Origin of the sequence: Pseudomonas sp. 2822-15, from assembly GCF_002742515.1 — a bacterium.
GTDB classification, from domain to species: Bacteria; Pseudomonadota; Gammaproteobacteria; order Pseudomonadales; family Pseudomonadaceae; genus Aquipseudomonas; species Aquipseudomonas salomonii.
This window is the reverse complement of record NZ_LJRY01000377.1, coordinates 198,451-214,901: the sequence shown is the minus strand read 5'-3', so window position 1 is coordinate 214,901 and position 16,451 is coordinate 198,451. Positions and strand designations below refer to the sequence as shown.

The window sequence follows — 16,451 nt, the reverse complement described above, 5'->3', positions numbered from 1 at the left end:
GCCATCGCCATGTAAGGATTAACGGATTGCATATGACTGAACAGCGCCCTATTGCGGTCCTGGGAGGCGGAAGTTTTGGTACCGCCGTGGCTAACCTGCTGGCTGAGAACGGCCACGCGGTGCGCCAGTGGATGCGCGATCCCGAGCAGGCCGAGGCCATCCGCGTGCATCGGGAAAACCCCCGTTACCTTAAAGGCATCAAGATTCATCCGGCAGTGGAGCCGGTCACCGACCTGTTGGCTACGCTGACCGACTGTGACCTGTGCTTCGTCGCGCTGCCTTCCAGCGCCTTGCGCTCGGTGTTGGCACCCCACGCTGAGCGTCTGGCCGGCAAGCTGCTGGTCAGCCTGACCAAAGGCATTGAGGCGCAGACCTTCAAGCTGATGAGCGAAATCCTCGCCGAGATCGCCCCGCAGGCGCGCATCGGCGTGCTGTCCGGGCCGAACCTGGCGCGGGAAGTCGCCGAGCACGCGCTGACCGCCACGGTGGTGGCCAGCGAAGACGAGGCACTGTGCGAACGTGTCCAGGCTGTGCTGCATGGCCGTACCTTTCGCGTCTACGCCAGTGGCGACCGCTTCGGCGTCGAGCTGGGCGGGGCGCTGAAAAACGTCTACGCGATCATCGCCGGCATGGCCGTGGCCCTGGGCATGGGCGAGAACACCAAGAGCATGCTGATCACCCGTGCGCTGGCGGAAATGACCCGTTTTGCGGTGAACCAGGGCGCCAACCCGATGACCTTCCTCGGGCTGGCCGGCGTAGGCGACTTGATCGTCACCTGCTCGTCGCCCAAAAGCCGCAACTATCAGGTCGGTTTCGCCCTCGGCCAGGGCCTGAGCCTGGAAGACGCGGTTACGCGCCTGGGCGAAGTCGCCGAAGGCGTCAACACCCTCAAGGTGCTGAAGGCCAAGGCCCAGGAAGTCGGTGTGTACATGCCGCTGGTCGCCGGGCTGCACGCGATCCTGTTTGAAGGGCGCACCTTGAACCAGGTGATCGAGCTGCTGATGCGCGCCGAGCCCAAAACCGACGTCGACTTTATTTCCACCAGTGGTTTCAACTGAGGAACGCGCACATGAACGATCCGAAAGACAGCCCAAAATACGAGTCCATCCTCCTGCGTATCCTGTGGATGCTGGTGTTTGCCCTGGTGTGGCAAGTGGCGCAGTTCCTGCTCGGTGCGCTGGTGGTGGTGCAGTTGATTTATCGCCTGATCTACGGCGCGCCGAACCTGGGCCTGATGAACGTTGGCGACAGCCTCAGCCAGTTCCTGGCGCAGATCGGCCGTTTCGGCAGCTTTCATACTGAACAAAAACCCTGGCCGTTCGCCGATTGGCCAACCCCACGTGAACCCGAAGGCGAAGCCGCCCACAGCGTGCCGCCGGCGCCGCACCCGGTGCGTGATGAGGAGCCGAAGCTGTGAAGCTATGGATTTTGCGTCACGGTGAAGCCGAAGGGCATGCGCGCACCGACGCCGAGCGCAACCTCACCGAGCATGGTCGTGGCGAAGTGTTGCGCAGTGCCGCGCACCTGATTGGCCAGCCCATCAGTGCCATTATCGCCAGCCCCTATGTGCGGGCGCAGCAGACCGCGCAGTTGGTGCGTGAGGCGCTGGGTTTCGAGCCGCAGGTCCGCACGGTGCCGTGGTTGACGCCTGAGGGCAACCCGCTGCAAGTGCTGGAAAAGCTCGACACCGATGACAACGTGCTGCTGGTCAGCCATCAACCCTTGGTGGGCAGCCTGATCAGCTTTTTGCAGCATGGTCACCCGCGCCAGCCAGAGCCGATGCACACCGCCAGCCTGGCGGAGCTGGAAGGTGATTTCCCGCTGGCAGGGCTGATGAGCCTGGTCAGCGTAAAAAACCCATAGGCTGGATCGCTTCTTTTTGTGTGCTATATAGTCAACCAAGCAAGTGCTTGGTTGACTATCATCGGATCACAAAGGAGCGCGTCCCATGCCTGTCGCTTTTCGTTTGCCGTTGCAGGTCTTCTTCGAACGTGAAGCGCGACACCCGCGCAAACCTTTTCTGGTGCAACCCATCGGCGGTGGCGAGGTGCAGACGCTCACCTGGGGCGATGTCGGCCATCAGGCCCGATGTGCCGCGCATTGGCTGCGCGCCCGGGCATTGCCCAAGGGCTCGCACATTGCCCTGATCTCGAAAAACTGCGCGCACTGGATCATTGCCGACCTGGCGATCTGGATGGCCGGGCATGTGTCGGTGCCGTTGTACCCCAACCTCACGGCGGACTCCGTCAACCATGTGCTCACGCATTCGGAGGCGGCGCTGGTGTTGATCGGCAAGCTGGATGACTGGCCCGCCATGGCGCCCGGCATCCCGGCCGGGTTGCCGACCATCAGCCTGCCGTTGTGCCCGGCCGGCGACTTTGATTTCAGCTGGGCAGACCTGCAAGCCAGTTCACCGATTCAGCACAACCCTTCGCCAGAGGCCGCGAGCCTGGCCACCATTGTTTACACCTCCGGCACCACCGGCTTGCCCAAAGGCGTGATGCAAACCTTCGGCGCCTTGGGGTTTGCCGCCACGCGCGGCACGCAGATATTTGGCTTGGGCGAGGACGACCGGCTGCTGTCCTACCTGCCGTTGTGCCACGTGGCAGAGCGCATGTTTGTCGAGCTGGCGGCGATCTATACCGGGCAAACCGTATTTTTCGCCGAAAGCCTCGACACCTTCCTGACCGACCTGCGCCGGGCGCGCCCCACGGCCTTGTTCGGCGTCCCGCGTATCTGGACCAAGTTCCAGATGGGCGTCTACGCCAAAATTCCGGAAAAACGCCTCGATACCCTGTTGCGCCTGCCTTTTATCGGCAAGCGCGTCGGCCACAAAGTGTTGGCCGGGCTGGGCCTGGACGCGTTGCGCATCGCGCTGTCCGGCGCCGCCCCGGTGCCGGAAGCCTTGCTGCGCTGGTATCAACGCCTGGGCCTGGACGTGCTGGAGGTGTATGGCATGACCGAAAGCTGCGGCTATTCCCATGTATGCCGCCCTGGCCAGCAAACGCTGGGCTGGATCGGCCTGCCATGTCCTGGCGTCGAGGTGCGCATCGACCCAATGGGCGAAGTGCAGGTGCGCAGCGGCGCGACCATGCTCGGCTACTTCAAGGACCCGCAGAAAACTGCTGAGACCCTCACCGAGGATGGCTTCCTGCGCACCGGCGACAAGGGCGAGCAGGATGCCGACGGCCGCCTGCGCCTGACCGGGCGGCTCAAGGAGATTTTCAAGACCTGCAAGGGCAAGTACGTGGCCCCGGCGCCGATCGAAAACCGCTTGGCTGAACATGCACGCATCGAACAGGTGTGCGTGGTCGGCGATGGCTTGCTGGCGCCGATGGGCCTGTGCGTGTTGTCGGCCGGCAGCCAGGACCGGCAAGCGCTGCGCAGCAGCCTGGAACGCTGGCTGGAACAGGTCAACGGCGCGCTGGACAAGCACGAGCGGTTGCGCCAACTGGTGGTGGTCAAAGACAGTTGGGCAGTAGAGAACGGCTTTCTGACGCCGACTTTGAAGATAAAACGCAACGTGATCGAGTCGACTTACGGCGCACAATTTTCGGCCTGGAGCGAACGCAGCGAGCCGATTGTGTGGCAGGATTAGGGTCGTAATAAAACCAATAAGGACGATTTCATGAGCTTGTGGCGCACCCAACCGAATATCGAGCAACTCAACGCCAGCCAGAAAAACACCATCGGTGAATTGCTGGATATCCGTTTCGAAAGCTTCGACGACGAGTCGCTGACCGCGAGCATGGTGGTCGACCAGCGCACCCACCAGCCGTACGGCCTGCTGCACGGTGGCGCGTCGGTGGTGCTGGCCGAAAGCGTCGGTTCCATGGCGGCTTATCTGTGCATTGATGCCAGCAAGTTCTATTGCGTGGGCCTTGAGGTCAACGCCAACCACTTGCGTGGTGTGCGCAGCGGGCGGGTGACGGCGGTGGCGCGGGCGATTCATATCGGCCGTACTACGCAGGTGTGGGACATTCGCTTGACCAGCGACGATGGCAAGGCCAGCTGCGTGTCGCGCCTGACCATGGCCGTGGTGCCGTTGGGCGAGAAGCCGCCGGCACGATAGGCGTGGCGTGAGTGTCATCATTCCTGGCGGTTACGGTCATTGCTGTGCGGTTAAAGGCTGGTGACAATTCACTTCTGTTCTCGTAGATGGATCCTGTATGTCGCAGCACGTGTTTTTTGCCCATGCCAATGGCTTTCCTTCGGCCACGTACGGCAAGTTGTTTGCCGCCCTGGCCCCGGAATACACGGTGGCGCATTTGCCGCAGCACGGTCACGACCCCAGGTTTCCGGTGGATGACAACTGGCAGAACCTGGTGGACGAGCTGATCCACCACCTGGAACAGCAACCGGAACCGGTGTGGGGCGTGGGCCATTCCTTGGGCGGCGTACTGCACTTGCACGCCGCCATGCGCTGCCCGCAGCTGTACCGTGGCGTGGTGATGCTCGATTCGCCGGTGTTGACCCGCGCTGACCGCTGGGTGATTCGCGCCGCCAAGCGCTTTGGTTTTATCGACCGTCTGACGCCGGCGGGGCGCACCTTGGGGCGACGGGAAGAATTCAGTGACCTGGCAGCTGCACGCAGCTATTTCGCCGGCAAAACGCTGTTTCGCGGTTTCGACCCGGAGTGCTTTGACGCGTACCTGCAACACGGCCTGCAACAGGTGGGCGATCGCCTGCGCTTGCGCTTTGACCCGGCCACCGAAATCAGTATCTACCGGGGCGTGCCCCACACCAGCCCAGGCCAGGTTCGCCAGCTGAAAGTGCCGCTGGCGGTGGTGCGCGGTCGCCAGAGCCGGGTGGTGATGCGTCACCATGCCAGTGGTGTCGACCGCCTGCCCATGGGCGAAATGCTCACCATGCCCGGCGGCCACATGTTTCCCCTCGAACGCCCCCAGGACACCGCGACGTTGATCAAGAACCTGTTTTCCCGCTGGCAAGCCCGCGAGCGCAGCTGCGCATGAGCAACCCGGTCGAAGAAGTGCGCCTGAGCCTGCCGCATATCGAATTGGCCGCGCATCTGTTCGGGCCTGAAGACGGCCTGCCGGTGATCGCTTTGCATGGCTGGCTGGACAACGCCAACAGCTTTGCGCGGCTGGCGCCCAAGCTTGAGGGGTTGCGCATCGTTGCGCTGGACATGGCCGGGCATGGGCACTCGGCCCATCGGCCTGTTGGGGCCGGTTATGCCTTGTGGGATTATGTGTTTGATGTGCTGCAAGTGGCTGAACAACTGGGCTGGAAACGTTTTGCATTACTTGGCCATTCCCTGGGCGCCATCGTTTCCATGGTGCTGGCCGGGGCGTTGCCGGAACGTGTCACTCACCTGGGGTTGATCGACGGCGTGATCCCGCCGACCGCTGCTGGCGAGAACGCTGCCGAGCGCCTCGGCATGGCGTTGCAGGCGCAATTGAGGTTGCAAGACAAGCGCAAACCGGTCTACAGCACCTTGGACCTCGCGGTGCAAGCGCGCATGAAAGGCGTAGTGGCGGTCAGCCGTGAAGCCGCCGAACTGCTGGCCCAGCGCGGTTTGATGCCCGTGCCGGGCGGCTACACCTGGCGCACCGACGCGCGCTTGACCCTGGCATCGCCGATGCGCCTGACCGATGAGCAGGCGATGGCTTTCGTGCGGCGTGTGGGTTGCCCTACACAGTTGGTCGTCGCGGCTGACGGCCTGTTGGCGAAACATTCCGAATTGCTTTCTCAGCTACCTTTTACGGTGAGCACGCTGCCGGGCGGCCATCATTTACACCTTAATGATGAGCCCGGCGCGATCCTTGTTGCAGACTGTTTCAATCGGTTCTTCTCCACGCCTTGACTTGGCGGGGTCAACTGCCGAGGCTGGGCGGATTGAAAGGGAGTCAACCATGTACGAACTCAACACTGCTGTGCACTTCGATGGCCAGGGCTCACTCATCCGATGAGCCTGCGTAAAGAATGTCTCCGTGCCCTTGGGCTGTGCTGTTTCAGCCCCCTGGTGTTCGCCGCCGATGTGCCAGGCAGCCAGGATCTGCCGGCCGTGGCCCGTCAGGTCGATGCGCAAATCGTCGATTATCGCCCCGCTGAAGAAAAAGAACGCATCTACCCCATGGGCGCGATCCGCAAGATCAGCGGCCAGCTGCGCTACGAAGGCCAGGCCACAGCCCGCGGCCAAACCACTGCCATCACCTATGAACTGCCCGCCGAGCACACCTCCAGCGCCGCCTTTACCGCGACACGTGAAGCGTTGCAGGCCAAGGGCGCGCAGCTGTTGTTCTGGTGCCAGGCGCGTGATTGCGGCGAAAGCAGCCTGTGGGCCAATGAAGTGTTCGGCAATGCCAAGCTGGTCGGCGCCGACGGCCAGCAGGAGTACCTGCTGCTGCGCCTGGCCACGCCGCAGGACCACTCGTTGGTGGCGCTGTATGGCATTACGCGCGGCAACCGCCGTGCTTATCTGCATGTAGAACAACTGGACGCCGGCGCGCCCTTGGGCGACTTGCTGCCCACCTCGGCGACCTTGCTGCGCGAGCTGAAAAGCACCGGCGAGCTGGACTTTCCGGCACTCGGCAACGCGCCTGACACCACCTGGCTGACCTTGATTTCCCGTGGTTTGAACCTCGACGCCACCTTGCGCGTGAGCCTCACCGGGCCGACCGCCGAGGCCTGGCGCCAGGGCCTGATCGACAGCGGTGTGCGTGCCGCCCGCCTGGAAACCGGCAGCGGTGACGCTAAGGGTTTGCACCTGCATCTGATACGCTGACCGTTATAAGGCGAACGGACCCGTGCCGTTCGCCTAAGCTCTCTTCCTACAGCCTTATTCTCGAGATACCCGATGCTCAATAACGATCGCCTACTGGTGCAAATCCTGCTGCTGGTGTTGTTTGGTGCCAGCTTCTGGGTGATGGCGCCGTTCTGGTCGGCGCTGTTCTGGGGCGCGGTGCTGGCGTTTGCCAGCTGGCCGCTGATGCGTTTGCTCACGCGCTGGCTGGGTGGCCGCGAATCCCTGGCGGCGGGCATCCTCACGTTGGGCTGGATGTTGCTGGTGGCGGTGCCGCTGGTGTGGCTGGGGTTCAACCTGGCCGACCATGTGCGCGATGCGGTGGGCCTGATCAAGGATATCCAGGTTGACGGCTTGCCCGCCGCCCCTGCCTGGCTGAACTCGATCCCCTTTGTTGGCGAGCGGCTGGTGGCGACCTGGGACAGCATCGACCAACAGGGTGCAGCGCTGATGGTCAGCATCAAGCCGTACCTGGGGCAGGTGGGCAACTGGCTGTTGGCGCGCAGTGCGCAAATTGGTGGCGGTATTCTTGAGCTGACCCTGAGCCTGGTGTTCGTGTTCTTCTTTTACCGTGATGGGCCACGGCTGGCGATGTTTGCCCATCGGTTGCTGGAGCGCCTGATCGGCGAGCGCGCCGGTTACTACATCGAACTGGTGGCCGGCACTGTGCAGCGGGTGGTCAACGGCGTGATTGGTACGGCGGCGGCCCAGGCCCTGCTGGCGCTGATCGGCTTCCTGATTGCCGGCGTGCCGGGCGCGCTGGTGCTGGGCATCGTCACCTTCCTGCTCAGCCTGATCCCCATGGGCCCGCCGCTGGTGTGGATTCCCGCCACGGCCTGGCTGGCATGGAAGGGCGACTACACCTATGCGGTGTTCCTCGGTGTCTGGGGCACGTTCATCATCAGTGGCGTGGACAACGTGCTCAAGCCTTACCTGATCAGCCGAGGCGGCAACCTGCCGCTGGTCATCGTGCTGTTGGGTGTGTTTGGCGGCTTGATTGCCTTTGGCTTCATCGGCCTGTTTATCGGCCCGACCTTGTTGGCGGTGGCCTACAGCCTGCTCACGGATTGGAGCGCGACCCAGTCCCAGGACCGTCGCGAAGATAAAGCGCTTTAAGCCCTCGGCAAGTACATCACGGCCGTCAGGCCACCGCCTGGGGTTTCCTCCAGGCTCAGGTGGCCGCCGAGGCGCTCCACGGCTTCCTTGGAAATGGTCATGCCCAGGCCGACGCCACCGGAGTTGCGGTTGCGTGAGCCTTCGAGGCGAAAGAACGGTTCGAACACCGCCTCGCGTTTATCGGCTGCAATCCCAGGCCCGTGGTCGATCACGCGGATCACCAGGGCGCCCCGGCTGTCTGCCAACTCAATACGCGCCGTGCCGGCATACCGCAGGGCGTTGTCGATCAGGTTGTTGAGGCACGAACGCAGCGCCATCGGTTGCACCTGCAACGGCGCGCAAGTGCCGCAAAACTGCACGTCCGCGCCTTGGTCCTGGGCGTTTTCGCTGAGGGACTCGACCAGCGCCTGCACGTCAAGCCAGTGCCGGGTCTCGCTGGTGCGCTGTTCGTGCAGGTAGCTCAAGGTGGCGTCGAGCATGCCGATCATGTCGTCCAGGTCCTGGCGCATCTGGCCTTGCAGCTTGGGGTCTTCGATTTGCTCCAGGCGCAGCTTGAGGCGTGACAGCGGCGTACGCAGATCATGGGAGACGGCGCCGAGCATGCGCGCGCGCTGGCTGACTTGCTCACGGATGCGCTTTTGCATCAGGTTGAAGGTCGATGCAGCCTGGCGCGCTTCCCGTGGCCCGGACTCGTTGAGCGGCGGGCTGTCGAGGTCAAGACTCAAGCGTTCGGCGGCTGCACTCAGGCGCTGGATCGGCCGGCTCAGCAGTTTGGCGCCGTACCAGGCGGCGATGATCAGCGAGATAAACTGAAAGGTCAGCGGCACCACGGGGCCGCCGTACCACGGCCGGTGATGGCGGGCCAATGGCTTCATCGTGCCGTCCGGTTGCTCGACAAAGGTTTCCTGGGGCGGCGGTGGCGGCGGGCCGTAGTGGCGGAACCAGAAGATCGCCAGCACATGAGCGAGCACAATGGCCACCAGCAATACGCCGAACAGCCTGCCAAACAGCGTATTGAAGGTGGCGCGCATCAACCGATATCCCGGGCGTCGAACAGGTAGCCTTCGCCGCGCACGGTCTTGATCAGTTGCGGGGCTTTCGGGTCATCCCCAAGCTTCTGGCGCAGGCGCGATACGAGCAGATCGATGCTGCGGTCGAAGGCTTCGATGGAGCGGCCACGGGCAGCATCCAGCAATTGTTCGCGGCTCAGCACACGGCGCGGGCGCTCGATGAACACCCACAGCAGGCGAAATTCCGCATTGGACAGCGGCACCACCAGGCCATCGTCGGCCACCAGTTGGCGCAGTACGCTGTTGAGGCGCCAGTTGTCGAAACGGATGTTGGCGCGCTGCTCGGTGCGGTCATCGCGCACCCGGCGCAGGATGGTCTGGATACGCGCCACCAGCTCGCGCGGCTCGAACGGCTTGGACATATAGTCATCGGCGCCCAGTTCCAGGCCGATGATGCGGTCGGTGGGTTCGCAGCGTGCGGTGAGCATCAAAATCGGGATGTCCGACTCGGTGCGCAACCAACGGCACAGCGACAGGCCGTCTTCGCCCGGCAGCATCAGGTCGAGTACTACTACATCAAAGGTTTCGGCTTGCATGGCGGTGCGCATGGCCGTGCCGTCGGTGACGCCGGTGGCGAGAATATTGAAGCGGGCCAGGTAGTCGATCAGCAGTTCGCGGATCGGCAGGTCGTCATCGACGATCAGCGCGCGGGTGTTCCACCGCTTGTCTTCGGCGATCACCGCGCCTTTTTGCTCTTCGTTTACAGAGACGGTAGGGGTATGCATAGTGCGATCATCTGCCTGGGTTGTTGCATTGAGCATAGGCGCCCGGTTCCATGGCTGGAAGTGCCGGGCGAGCGGTCATGTGCGCGAGGCTAGTCGCGGGGCGTGTTGAGGGCATGTCGGGAATGTATCGATATTGACACAATGACTCGAAATCCCCGGTTATGCGCGCTTGATCAGCATTTTACCGATCATCGGATCCCGCAACGGCGCCGCTTGCGCTACAATCCGCGCCGATTTCGACTTGCCTGAGAGCCCATTCCAATGCCCGTCTGCCAGACTCCTATCATCGTCGCCCTGGATTACCCCACTCGTGACGCCGCACTGAAGCTGGCTGACCAGTTGGACCCCACGCTTTGCCGGGTCAAGGTCGGCAAGGAACTGTTCACCAGCTGCGCCGCCGAAATCGTCGGCACCCTGCGTGACAAAGGCTTCGAAGTATTCCTCGACCTGAAATTCCATGACATCCCCAACACCACGGCCATGGCGGTTAAAGCCGCCGCCGAAATGGGCGTGTGGATGGTCAACGTGCACTGCTCCGGCGGCCTGCGCATGATGAACGCCTGCCGCGAAGTGCTCGAGCAGCGCAGCGGCCCCAAACCCTTGCTGATCGGTGTGACCGTGCTGACCAGCATGGAGCGCGAAGACCTGGCCGGCATCGGCCTGGACATCGAGCCGCAGGAGCAGGTCCTGCGCCTGGCGGCATTGGCGCAGAAGGCTGGCCTGGATGGCCTGGTCTGTTCGGCCCTGGAGGCCCAGGCGCTGAAGACCGCGCACCCGTCGCTGCAACTGGTGACGCCGGGGATTCGCCCGGCGGGCAGCGCCCAGGATGACCAGCGTCGTATCCTGACGCCGCGTCAGGCCCTGGATGCCGGCTCGGACTACCTGGTGATCGGTCGCCCGATCAGCCAGGCGGCGGATCCGGCCAAGGCACTGGCGGCAGTTGTCGCCGAAATCGCCTGATGATCGTTCCCACGCTCTGCGTGGGAACGCCTCTTGTGACGCTCTGCGTCACGCTTTGGGACGCAGAGCGTCCCGGGCTGCATTCCCACGCAGAGCGTGGGAACGATCGGGTCAGCTGACTTTAAGCACCAACTTCCCAAAGTTCTCGCCGTTGAACAGCCTCATCAACGTCTCCGGGAACGTCTCCAGCCCCTCGACAATATCTTCCTTGCTCTTGAGCTTGCCCTGGGCCATCCAGCCGGCCATCTCCTGCCCGGCGGCGGCAAAGTTCGCCGCGTGGTCCATCACCACAAACCCTTCCATGCGCGCACGATTGACCAGCAACGACAAATAGTTGGCCGGGCCTTTCACCGCCTCTTTATTGTTGTACTGGCTGATTGCGCCGCAGATCACCACCCGCGCCTTCAGGGCCAGGCGGCTGAGCACGGCGTCGAGAATGTCGCCGCCAACGTTATCAAAATACACATCCACGCCTTTGGGGCACTCGCGCTTGAGGGCGGCTGGCACGTCTTCGCTTTTGTAATCGATGGCTGCGTCAAAGCCCAGTTCATCAATGAGGAATTTGCACTTGTCGGCGCCCCCGGCAATGCCCACCACCCGGCAGCCCTTGAGCTTGGCAATTTGCCCGGCAATGCTGCCCACCGCACCGGCGGCGCCGGAGATCACCACCGTTTCGCCGGCCTTGGGCGCGCCGGTGTCGAGCAGGGCGAAGTAGGCGGTCATGCCGGTCATGCCCAGCGCTGACAGGTAGCGCGGCAGCGGTGCCAGTGTTGGGTCCACCTTATAAAAACCGCGCGGCTCGCCCAGGAAATAATCCTGCACGCCCAGGGCGCCGTTCACATAATCACCCACCGCGAATTTCGGGTTGTTTGAGGCAATCACCTTGCCCACGCCCAGCGCCCGCATGACTTCGCCGATGCCGACCGGTGGAATGTAGGATTTTCCCTCGTTCATCCAGCCACGCATGGCCGGGTCCAGGGACAGGTATTCATTGCGCACCAGCACTTGCCCGTCCGCTGGCGTGCCCACCGGCACTTCCTGGTAGGTGAAGGTCTCCCGCGTGGCCGCACCGACCGGGCGTTTGGCGAGCAGGAATTGGCGGTTGGTCTGGGCAGTCATGGCAGGGACTCTTCAAAAAGTGAGCCTTGAGTGATAGACCTTCATCGGCTTGGGGGCAAGGTTAAGGGTGAGTGCGAATGCCCGCCGATAGGTCGGGTTGATAGTTGGCCCCTGCGTCTTATCACTGCCATTCATGCGACCCCAACCGGCCATATGATAGTGCTGACGCGCCCGCCATGCGCTTGGCTAGACTCGGCCCACGGCCATTTCTTGCATAGGACATCCCCCATGAGCATGACGTTTTCCGGCCAGGTCGCCCTGGTGACCGGCGCCGCCGCCGGTATTGGCCGCGCCACTGCGCTGGCATTTGCAGCAGAAGGCTTGAAAGTAGTGGTTGCCGACCTGGATGTGGCGGGCGGCGAGGGCACGGTTGCGTTGATTCAACAAACAGGCGGCGAAGCGCTGTTCGTGCGCTGCAATGTCACGCTGGAGGCCGATGTGCAGCAATTGATGGCACAGACCATCGCCGCCTATGGGCGCCTGGACTATGCCTTCAACAACGCCGGCATCGAGATCGAGAAGGGCAAGCTGGCCGACGGCAGCCTGGATGAGTTCGATGCAATCATGGGCGTCAACGTCAAGGGCGTATGGTTGTGCATGAAGTATCAACTGCCGCTGTTGCTGGCCCAGGGCGGTGGTGCGATCGTCAACACCGCCTCGGTCGCCGGGTTGGGCGCTGCGCCGAAGATGAGCATCTATGCGGCGTCCAAGCACGCCGTGATCGGCCTGACCAAATCGGCCGCCATCGAATATGCAAAGAAGAAAATCCGCGTGAATGCAGTGTGCCCTGCGGTGATCGACACCGACATGTTCCGCCGTGCCTATGAAGCAGATCCGCGCAAAGCCGAGTTCGCCGCCGCCATGCACCCGGTCGGGCGCATTGGCAAGGTCGAGGAAATCGCCAGTGCCGTGCTGTACCTGTGCAGCGATGGGGCAGCGTTCACCACAGGGCAAGCCTTGGCGGTGGATGGTGGCGCGACGGCTATCTAGGACTCAATGCCATGCACTCTTGGAAAAGGATAGGGTCGCTGTGGGGCGTTTCCATGGCTGGCACAAGGCCTCGTCAGAATGTGTATCAGAAGGTAAATAAGTCAATAAAATCAATACTTTAATAAGAGTTTACGACCGGTTTTAGCGAGCTTCTGTGCTTAACTGTTTGGGGTTGAATAACAGACAGTTGAAGTGAGTGGCTCATGGATTTAGGGATCGATCGACAAGCCCTTGTACCGGTGGTGCAGCAAATCGTCAGCGCGGTGGCGCAATGGATACGCAAGAGCGGCGCGAGCCCCGGTACGCGCTTGCCGTCCATCCGGCAACTGGCCCTCGACAACCTGCTCAGCCAGTCCAGCGTGATAGAGGCTTTCGAGCGAATGGTCGCCCAGGGTTTACTGGCGTCCAGGCAAGGCTCGGGATTTGTGGTCGCCCAGCCGGCTGTTTACCTTGAAAGCCACTGGTATGAGGGGGCGGAGCTGGGTTGGGGCGACTATGTCGATGGCCCGTTGGGCGAGTTGAAGCTCGGTTGCGGCTGGCTGCCGGACACTTGGCGTGAAAGCGATGACCTGTGCTACGCGATACGGGAAATCAGCCGCACCGACACGGGCGGCCTCTTTAACTACAGCACGCCACTGGGCCTGCCGGCATTGCGCGAGCAGTTACTCAAGCGGCTGACCCAGATAAAGGTGGCCACCTGCCTGGATCGCATCCTGACCACCCATGGTGCCAGCCATGCACAGGACCTGTTGATACGCTCGCTGCTCAAGGCCGGCGATACGGTGGTGGTCGAGACGCCGGGCTACGCCAACCTCTATCGACAGTTGGAGCGTCATGGCGTCACGTTGCTGGAAGTTCCGCGCACCGTGGGCGGTCCGGACATGCCGGTGCTCGAGCAACTGCTGCTGCGCCATCGCCCCAAGTGCCTGTTCATCAACTGCCTGTACCACAACCCCACGGGCACCAGCTTGTGCCGCGCCGTGGCCGAGCGGTTGCTGGAGCTTTCGCACCGTGATGGCTTCCTGATCATTGAAGAGGACGTTTTCGGCGACCTGCAGCACGCCAGTTGCACGCGGCTGTCGGCCTTGCCCCATGATGACCGGGTGATCTACGTATCAAGCTTTTCCAAGACCCTGAGCAGTGCCCTGCGCGTGGGTTACGTCAGTGCCGGCGCGGCCATCGTTGCACGAATGGCCAGCCTCAAGACCCTGACCGGTATCGGCACGTCACGGTTTGCCGAAACAGTGGTCGCCGCGCTGTTGGCCAATGGTACTTACCGCAAATGGGTGCAACGCCTGCGCAAGCGTTTGAATGCGCAAATGGCAGCCACTCTGGAGGTGCTGGAGGATGAGGAATGGCAGGTGTTTGCCGTGCCTGCCGGCGGTATGTTCGTGTGGGCGCGGCCGGGTCTGGGCGATCATTCCCGGTTGCAGGCGTGCGCGCGCAGGCTTGGCGTCTTGCTGTCATGCGGGGCGCTGTTTACTCCCCGCGGCGAACACAGTGACTGGCTGCGCATCAATGTGGCCTATGCTGCTGATCAGCGGGCGTTGGCGTTGTTCCGCGCCATGGGGCCTGCCAGATCGACCTCGACCATTCTGAAAACGACGAGCATGTAGCTTTTTGCCATTATTGTGGCGCCAACGTCTTGTGCCAATGGCGTCTCGTTGCGAATCTCGCTGCATGGCAACCAGGCTTGCTGGCAGCTGCCCGTGCAAGAGGATTCAAGTGCAATGATTTCGGCCGTGCAACGACGTTTCGCCAACCTCGGTATGGCAAAAAAACTGGGCTTGGGCTTCTCCCTGGTGCTGCTGCTGACGGCGCTGGTGGCGGCCATTGGCGTGTGGTCGCTGCAAACCGTTGGTCAGCGTTTCGAAGGCCTCAATGCGATGTCCTCGCTCAACAGCGGCTTGCTCAAGGTGCGCTTGATCGAGCAGGACTACGCGTTGCATGCCGACCCCAAAGCCGTCGATGCCTTGCATGAAAGCGTCGATGCCCTGGCTGCCCTGGCGGCCACGCTCAAGGCCCAGTCCGCCGCCAATGTGCCGGTGATGGGCGACGTTGAACAGGCGTTGGCCGCGTATCGCCAGGCGTTCGATGAATTTGTCGAGTTGACCCAGACCAAGGACCTGGCGCTGGAGATGGCCAGTTGGTCCGTCTCCAGCGTGGCCAATAACCTCGATGTGCTGCAAGCCGGCCTGGCCGACGATGGCGCCTATGGCCTCAAGGAAAGCCAGGGCAAAGAGGGCGCCGAGTTTATCGAGCAGGCCGGGCAGGTCAGCCAAGTGTCGCGGTTGATGCTGCAAGCCATGAACGAGGCGCGGGTGCGCCTGGACCAGAGCCGCAGGGCCGATGCCGACAACGCCGAGCAGGGCAAGATCGAACAGGCCGACCAGGCCCTGGCGCAGGTCGAGCAGTTGAAAACCGCGGTCAAGGACGCGGGTTACCAGACCGTGCTCAACGAGGTGTCCGGGCATATTGCCGCCTTCAGCGAAAAACTCGGTGAGTACACCGGTTTGCTGGCTCAGGAAAAAATCGTCTACAAGCAATTGCATGACCGCGCCGACCAGGTGGTCAGCCGGGTCAACCAGGCGTATGCCGCCGAAGACCAGTCGATGCAGGCGCAATTGAAGAAAAGCACGTGGCTGATCATCGGTTCCTCGGCGTTGGCGTTGTTGGTGGGGCTGATTGCCGCCTGGCTGATTACCCGCCTGATCGTGACGCCGCTGCGCAGTGTGATTGCCGTGGCCCAGCAGATTGCTGCCGGTGATCTGAGCGGGCGCATGGAGGTCAGTCGCCGTGATGAAATCGGCCAGCTGATGCAAGCGATGCAACAGATGGGCACTGGCCTGAGCCAGATGGTCAGCGGCTTGCAGGCCGGCATCGAGCAATTGGCCAGCTCTGCACAATCACTCTCCAGCGTCACCGAACAAACCAATCTAGAGGTCAGCAGCCAGAAAGAGGAGACCGAACAGGTTGCCACGGCGATGAACCAGATGACCGCCACGGTGCATGACGTCGCGCGTAACGCCGAAGAAGCTGCGCAAGCGGCGCAGACCGCCGATGCCAAGGTCGACAGCGGCCAGCAGGTGGTGCGTCAGAGCCTGCAACGCATTGAGTTGCTGGCGTCCTCCAGCACCAGCGCCAGCGCCAGCATCGACAGCCTCAGTGCCGAGATCCAGCACATCGGCACGGTGTTGGGGGTGATCAAAAGTGTTGCCGAGCAGACCAACTTGCTGGCCCTTAACGCCGCCATTGAAGCCGCCCGCGCCGGCGAGCAAGGCCGAGGGTTTGCGGTGGTGGCCGATGAGGTGAGGGCGCTGGCCAAGCGTACGCAGCAATCGACCGAGGAGATCGAGCGGTTGGTGAGCACCTTGCGCAGTGCTGCGCAGTCGTCGGTGCAGCAGATTCAGCAAAGCGGCGAGCTGGTGAAGCTGGCCGTCAGCGATGCGCTGGAAACCGAGAGCGCGCTGGGCAGCATCGCCGCTGCCGTGTCCCTGATCCAGCAGATGAACCAGCAGATTGCCGCCGCCGCCGAGGAGCAAAGCTCGGTGGCCGAAGAAATTAATCGCAGTGTCACCAGTATCCGCGCGAGTGCCGACCAATCGGCGCTGAGCATGCAAGGCAACGCCGCGTCGAGCATTCAGCTGGCGCAGTTGGGGGCGCAGCTCAAGGGTATGGTGGGGCACTTCCGCCTTTGATCCACGAGCA

Annotated in this window: 16 protein-coding genes and 1 pseudogene; 14 read left to right on the top strand and 3 right to left on the bottom strand. The window is 62.6% G+C overall.

Annotated elements, in window-relative coordinates:
- The first annotated feature begins 32 nt into the window (after window positions 1–32).
- The 9 genes from AOA59_RS29980 to AOA59_RS29940 all read left to right on the top strand — a co-directional run bounded on the left by AOA59_RS29980 (window position 33) and on the right by AOA59_RS29940 (window position 7,879).
- Window positions 33–1,058, top strand: coding sequence for an NAD(P)H-dependent glycerol-3-phosphate dehydrogenase (locus tag AOA59_RS29980; RefSeq protein WP_056859718.1), 1,026 nt, complete (start codon window positions 33–35; stop codon window positions 1,056–1,058).
- Between the two features lie 11 nt (window positions 1,059–1,069).
- Window positions 1,070–1,417: a DUF4389 domain-containing protein gene (locus tag AOA59_RS29975; protein WP_099489976.1), complete on the top strand. Its 348-nt coding sequence runs from the start codon at window positions 1,070–1,072 to the stop codon at window positions 1,415–1,417.
- A complete protein-coding gene (gene sixA / locus AOA59_RS29970) occupies window positions 1,414–1,863 on the top strand; it encodes a phosphohistidine phosphatase SixA (RefSeq protein WP_099489975.1) in 450 nt (149 codons plus the stop codon). Before AOA59_RS29975 ends, sixA begins: the two co-directional genes overlap by 4 nt.
- A gap of 85 nt (window positions 1,864–1,948) precedes the next feature.
- On the top strand, window positions 1,949–3,598 hold the full coding sequence (locus AOA59_RS29965; protein WP_099489974.1) for an AMP-binding protein: 1,650 nt from the start codon (window positions 1,949–1,951) through the stop codon (window positions 3,596–3,598).
- Between the two features lie 30 nt (window positions 3,599–3,628).
- On the top strand, window positions 3,629–4,072 hold the full coding sequence (locus AOA59_RS29960; protein WP_069788741.1) for a hotdog fold thioesterase: 444 nt from the start codon (window positions 3,629–3,631) through the stop codon (window positions 4,070–4,072).
- Between the two features lie 97 nt (window positions 4,073–4,169).
- On the top strand, window positions 4,170–4,973 hold the full coding sequence (locus AOA59_RS29955; RefSeq protein ID WP_099489973.1) for an alpha/beta fold hydrolase: 804 nt from the start codon (window positions 4,170–4,172) through the stop codon (window positions 4,971–4,973).
- Entirely contained in the window at window positions 4,970–5,824 is an 855-nt protein-coding gene (locus AOA59_RS29950; protein WP_099489972.1) for an alpha/beta fold hydrolase, read from the top strand. The genes AOA59_RS29955 and AOA59_RS29950 overlap by 4 nt, the downstream gene beginning before the upstream one ends.
- Window positions 5,825–5,926: 102 nt before the next feature.
- The gene (locus tag AOA59_RS29945) at window positions 5,927–6,745 is read left to right on the top strand and encodes a DUF4892 domain-containing protein (protein WP_099489971.1); all 819 of its coding nucleotides are present in this window, start codon (window positions 5,927–5,929) and stop codon (window positions 6,743–6,745) included.
- Between the two features lie 72 nt (window positions 6,746–6,817).
- Complete coding sequence (locus tag AOA59_RS29940; protein ID WP_069788744.1) at window positions 6,818–7,879, top strand: AI-2E family transporter; 1,062 nt, start codon at window positions 6,818–6,820, stop codon at window positions 7,877–7,879.
- Here the strand turns inward: AOA59_RS29940 and AOA59_RS29935 are convergent.
- Window positions 7,876–8,910 carry a HAMP domain-containing sensor histidine kinase gene (locus tag AOA59_RS29935; protein ID WP_065929515.1) on the bottom strand — a complete coding sequence of 345 codons (1,035 nt, stop codon included), beginning with the start codon at window positions 8,908–8,910 and terminating at the stop codon, window positions 7,876–7,878. The two genes, AOA59_RS29940 and AOA59_RS29935, sit on opposite strands and share 4 nt — an antisense overlap.
- Complete coding sequence (locus tag AOA59_RS29930) at window positions 8,910–9,674, bottom strand: response regulator (RefSeq protein WP_056859738.1); 765 nt, start codon at window positions 9,672–9,674, stop codon at window positions 8,910–8,912. Before AOA59_RS29930 ends, AOA59_RS29935 begins: the two co-directional genes overlap by 1 nt.
- Window positions 9,675–9,935: 261 nt before the next feature.
- Between AOA59_RS29930 and pyrF the strand changes: the two genes are divergently transcribed.
- Entirely contained in the window at window positions 9,936–10,634 is a 699-nt protein-coding gene (pyrF, locus tag AOA59_RS29925) for an orotidine-5'-phosphate decarboxylase (RefSeq protein WP_065929516.1), read from the top strand.
- A gap of 111 nt (window positions 10,635–10,745) precedes the next feature.
- On the opposite strand, the gene AOA59_RS29920 is transcribed toward pyrF, so the two are convergent.
- The gene (locus tag AOA59_RS29920) at window positions 10,746–11,753 is read right to left on the bottom strand and encodes an NADP-dependent oxidoreductase (protein ID WP_099489970.1); all 1,008 of its coding nucleotides are present in this window, start codon (window positions 11,751–11,753) and stop codon (window positions 10,746–10,748) included.
- 228 nt (window positions 11,754–11,981) lie between these two features.
- Between AOA59_RS29920 and AOA59_RS29915 the strand changes: the two genes are divergently transcribed.
- The 4 genes and pseudogenes from AOA59_RS29915 (at window position 11,982) to AOA59_RS33715 (ending at window position 16,441) form a co-directional block, all read left to right on the top strand.
- Window positions 11,982–12,743: an SDR family oxidoreductase gene (locus AOA59_RS29915; RefSeq protein WP_065929518.1), complete on the top strand. Its 762-nt coding sequence runs from the start codon at window positions 11,982–11,984 to the stop codon at window positions 12,741–12,743.
- A 203-nt stretch (window positions 12,744–12,946) separates the two neighbouring features.
- Window positions 12,947–14,359 carry a PLP-dependent aminotransferase family protein gene (locus AOA59_RS29910; RefSeq protein WP_099489969.1) on the top strand — a complete coding sequence of 471 codons (1,413 nt, stop codon included), beginning with the start codon at window positions 12,947–12,949 and terminating at the stop codon, window positions 14,357–14,359.
- Between the two features lie 114 nt (window positions 14,360–14,473).
- Window positions 14,474–15,583: pseudogene (locus AOA59_RS33720) on the top strand (HAMP domain-containing protein); the annotation flags it as partial.
- On the top strand, window positions 15,560–16,441 hold the full coding sequence (locus AOA59_RS33715; RefSeq protein WP_371919101.1) for a methyl-accepting chemotaxis protein: 882 nt from the start codon (window positions 15,560–15,562) through the stop codon (window positions 16,439–16,441). The pseudogene AOA59_RS33720 and the gene AOA59_RS33715, both read left to right, overlap by 24 nt.
- Window positions 16,442–16,451 lie beyond the last annotated feature (10 nt).